4 protein-coding genes are annotated in these 3,885 nt (G+C 42.1%); all 4 read left to right on the top strand.

The window, feature by feature from the left end; all coding sequences use genetic code 11:
* A partial coding sequence (locus B3D59_RS08520; RefSeq protein ID WP_286818979.1) for a lysophospholipid acyltransferase family protein occupies positions 1–287 on the top strand: 287 nt, incomplete at its 5' end.
* Between the two features lie 54 nt (positions 288–341).
* Entirely contained in the window at positions 342–1,634 is a 1,293-nt protein-coding gene (locus tag B3D59_RS08515) for a glycosyltransferase (RefSeq protein ID WP_286818978.1), read from the top strand.
* A 55-nt stretch (positions 1,635–1,689) separates the two neighbouring features.
* Complete coding sequence (locus B3D59_RS08510) at positions 1,690–2,613, top strand: DUF6492 family protein (protein WP_286818975.1); 924 nt, start codon at positions 1,690–1,692, stop codon at positions 2,611–2,613.
* 52 nt (positions 2,614–2,665) lie between these two features.
* Positions 2,666–3,885 (top strand): O-antigen ligase family protein (locus tag B3D59_RS08505; RefSeq protein ID WP_286818973.1); only part of this gene is annotated, 1,220 nt, incomplete at its 3' end.

Genomic DNA, 3,885 nt, shown 5'->3' with positions numbered 1-3,885 from the left:
TTGTGGATTTCATGGGCCACCGCGCCTGTACCAGCAAGGGATTGGCGACCTTGTCGATTCTGTCCAAGGCGCCGGTGGTGCCCGCCTTCCTGGTTCGGGAAGGAGACGGGTTCCATGCCTGTTTCGAGCCGCCGATATATCCCCTCGTCTCCGGCGACCGGGTCCGCGACCTCGAAGAAAACACCCAGCGCTACAACCAGGCCATTGAATCCGTGGTGAACCGGTATCCCGACCAGTGGTTCTGGGTGCACCAGCGCTGGAAGACGCGGCCCTACCACCCGATTTGAAGGGAAATTGGACTCGACTCGAGTTCGAATCGCTCACGCGCAGGAAAAGTAAATATGACCAAACCCCAGAACTGGCTTATTGTAGCCCATTGCTTTAACATGGATGGTCGGGCGGCAAGTCATACGATTACCGACAGACTGCCCGCCCTGATGAGAAATGGTATCACTCCAATTGTCATCAGCGCCCCCACGGGGAAAAGAGACTCTCGCTTCCCGCACCATCAGATATTTAGCCCGGCACCATCAGGTTTTCTTTTTGAAATGAGATACGTCATCGGCCAAAAAGTCGAAAACAAGTTTTCCCGGCGTTTTTTAAAAATCCTATTGGCGGTTCCCTTGCTGCCTCTCTTGTTGATTGAAAAAATTTTTATCAATCTGGACAGCCATTGGTCATGGTTTATTGCGGCGACTTTTCGAGGTCGCAAAGTGGTAAATCAACATCATCCCGTGCTGGTTTATTCAACAGCGGGTCCATCGAGCACACACCTGGCGGGATATTTGATCGCCAGGTGGTGCGGTTTGCCATGGGTCGCTGAAATCCATGACCCACTGATCATGGATAACCAAAAACGTCGCTATCAGCGCTATCGATTTCACCGCTGGCTGGAAAAGTTGATTTTTAAGCATGCAGATTTCGTCATCTATTTTACCGAAAAAGCTTTGCGAAGTGCGGAAAAAAGAACGAAAATCGTCAATAAAGGTCATGTCCTGCGTCCAGGAGCGAACCCGGTACCTATCCACTCAATAGATTACAAAAAAAGAGAAAAACTTCATTTTGGATATTTTGGGTCCCTTGCCAGGCATCGAAATTTGGGTGAGTTTTTGTCTGCCTTGAATCGGTTAAGGGCTGAAAACCCTTTGGCCGAGCAGCAGGTGGTCCTGGATGTATATGGTGCAAATTTGGATCCGGTATCAAAACAGCTGACGGAACAATACAAGCTGGATGAAATGGTTCAGGTCCACGGTAGGCTGGAATACGATCCGGTAACCGGTAAATCAGGTAGAACCCAAGTCTTTGAAGAAATGCATCGCTGTGATGTGCTTCTTTTGGTTCATGGAGACAGCGACGCAGGCGATGAGTACATTCCATCTAAAATTTATGAGTATCTATTAACCAATCGGCCGATATTAGGAATTCTTATCAAGAATTCAGAGGCGGAATCGTTGCTACAGGATAACGGCCATGTGGTCGTGGAAAGAGGGAATTCTGAAGCGATGGTTTCGGCGCTCGGAAATTTTTACAAATTGTGGAGAAATGGAGAAAATTTAAGTGTCGAGCAAAGTCGCACATACACTACAGAAAAAGCGGTTGAAAAATTGATTGAAATAGCCTCTGAACTGGTTTAGATGGGTGTCGGATCATTTTTGAATATATATTGATGAAATTAGTGGAAAATTCATAATGGATAATTTGGTTTTGTTTTGTAAGTCCTACAGTAAGGATATGCTCCGAGCCAAGAGACTGGCAGAGAGTGTTCAGCGATTTAACTGTGACAAACTCCCGCTATTCATGTGTGTGCCGGGCTGCGATCTTGACACTTTCAAAAGATGCTTTGAAGGGATTGATTGTAAATTTTTAACAGATGAACAGGTTCTATTTGAGAGCAGCAAAAGGAACGGAGAACTCCCCCGTCTCTACCCGCCACATTTACTTCAACAATTAATTAAACTCGAGTTCTGGCGGTTGGGGCTTTGTCGAAACTATGTGTGGATCGATTCGGACTCTTATTTCATAAGACCCTTCGATCTTACAGATTTCATGGTTGACGCCGAAACGCCCTATTTGATCCAGGAGGAATTTTCTGTCGATCATGCCAAGCAAAAATGGCAAGGAATTTCCAAAAAAGAAATGGAAAAGCGAATAAAAAGGAACATCGCTCTCGTAGAAAAATTTCGTAGACTATTTAACAATAGTGGCCCCTTCTACAATTTTGGTGGTGGAATGCCGATTGTTTGGTCTATGAAGGTGCTTGAAAATTTTAATAAAGAATATTTAAAACCGCGGAAGATGCCCATCTACGAAATACTTTTCAAGTATCCATGCGAAACTCATCTTTATGGGGAATACCTTCATAACAGTCAGGTGATACCTGTTCATGGCAAAATTCATATGTTTAAAAGTTATCTTTACTTGGATGAGTTTATCAAATCACAGATGGAGGGAGAAAACGAATATTCAATAGCCCAGTCATATTTGGGTATTTGTATACAGTCAAACTGGACAGTTTTCAAAAAGCGGCAAAAAATCCTTAATCGATTCAGTAAACATTTAAAAGAATACCAGGTTGCAATCGGCCTCATGAGGTTCAAACAACTGAGCGAATAATTCCGAATTTAATCCAGCATTCATCACAGACATAGAAAGATAGCAATAGATCATGAAAAATATTGATCTTGTTGGGGAAAAATTAAAAAATTCAACAACAATGTTTCTCCTTTTTTCTTATTTTTTGAATGCTTTTCCGCGCGTCAATACAATCAGGGATATCGCCTTTCTTCTGGCGTTCTTCGGCTTCCTGATTCTGTCGTTCAGAAAAAAAGGTAAAATTGAATTCTTCTCTCCAATGTTGATATCAATCGTTTTGTTGGTCGTTTGGGCTGCGGTAACAACCGTAACCGCATATGAGGTAGGCGATAGTATAGATAGTTTTTTTTCGCACCTGATTAAATATGTGATTATTTTGTTGGTTACTATCAATATTCTGGATAGCCCGAGAAAAATGGAATGGCTGATGATTACCTTTGTTTTGTCTACATTAATTTTTTGTTTTGGGGCAGTAGGTTATTTCTATTTTATTCAATCTAACCCTTGGGGGACGCGACTGGGCTTCCCCTCCATGGCTCACAATATTATTTGTTTTGGCACCAACTTGGCAGCCATTTTTTCTTATTACATCCTAAGAAAAACTGATAAAAAATATATAAAGTGGATTTTTATAGGTTGTATAATCATCTTTGTTGCATCGACTTTACTGACGCAATCACGGGGGGGCATTCTCGCCTTGACTTGTTCATTTTTCGGGGTTTTTCTTTTAGAAGGAAAAAATGCTAAAATTTTCATGGTATTTTTTATCATCGGTATCTTGCTGTTGATGTCACCTGCGAAGATGCGTTTTTTAAATGGGACGTTTGCAAGTGATACGCACAGGATGAGAATAATTCATTATTACATGGAAGTTTTCAAAGACCACCCAATAAAAGGGATTGGTTTTGCAATCGATACTTTCAAGAATGAAAAAATATATGGCAATCAAGACTATTTGGACAGGATCCCGGAGAAGTATAAAAGCGACCTCTTGCCGATTCTGCCACACAGTATGTTTTTAAGTGTTCTCGTACGCATGGGGGTGGTGGGGTTTGCAGTTTACATTTATATGCTGGCGGTTTATTTTTATATGGGAATAAAGGTCTATATTCATGAAGATAGATATAAAAAGTTTTCCGTGGCCTTGATGGCGGGCATGATCATGTTTTTGGTCGGTGGAATGTTTGAACCAGTTTTCATTCATTACTTGGACACAATATTTTTTTCCTTGTTGGCCATGAATATCGTTCTTTGGTGGTCATCACCTAAGTGCTCTGGGTCGAAAGTTCGGTG

This window comes from Desulfobacter sp. UBA2225, from assembly GCF_002348205.1.
GTDB lineage: Bacteria > Desulfobacterota > Desulfobacteria > Desulfobacterales > Desulfobacteraceae > Desulfobacter > Desulfobacter postgatei.
This window is presented reverse-complemented; position numbering and strand designations above follow the sequence as displayed.

Bases quoted from the DNA above. Each gene is read 5' to 3' on its own strand.
- B3D59_RS08515 (WP_286818978.1), top strand. From the start codon at position 342: ATGACCAAACCCCAGAACTGGCTTATTGTAGCCCATTGCTTTAACATG.
- B3D59_RS08510 (WP_286818975.1), top strand. From the start codon at position 1,690: ATGGATAATTTGGTTTTGTTTTGTAAGTCCTACAGTAAGGATATGCTC.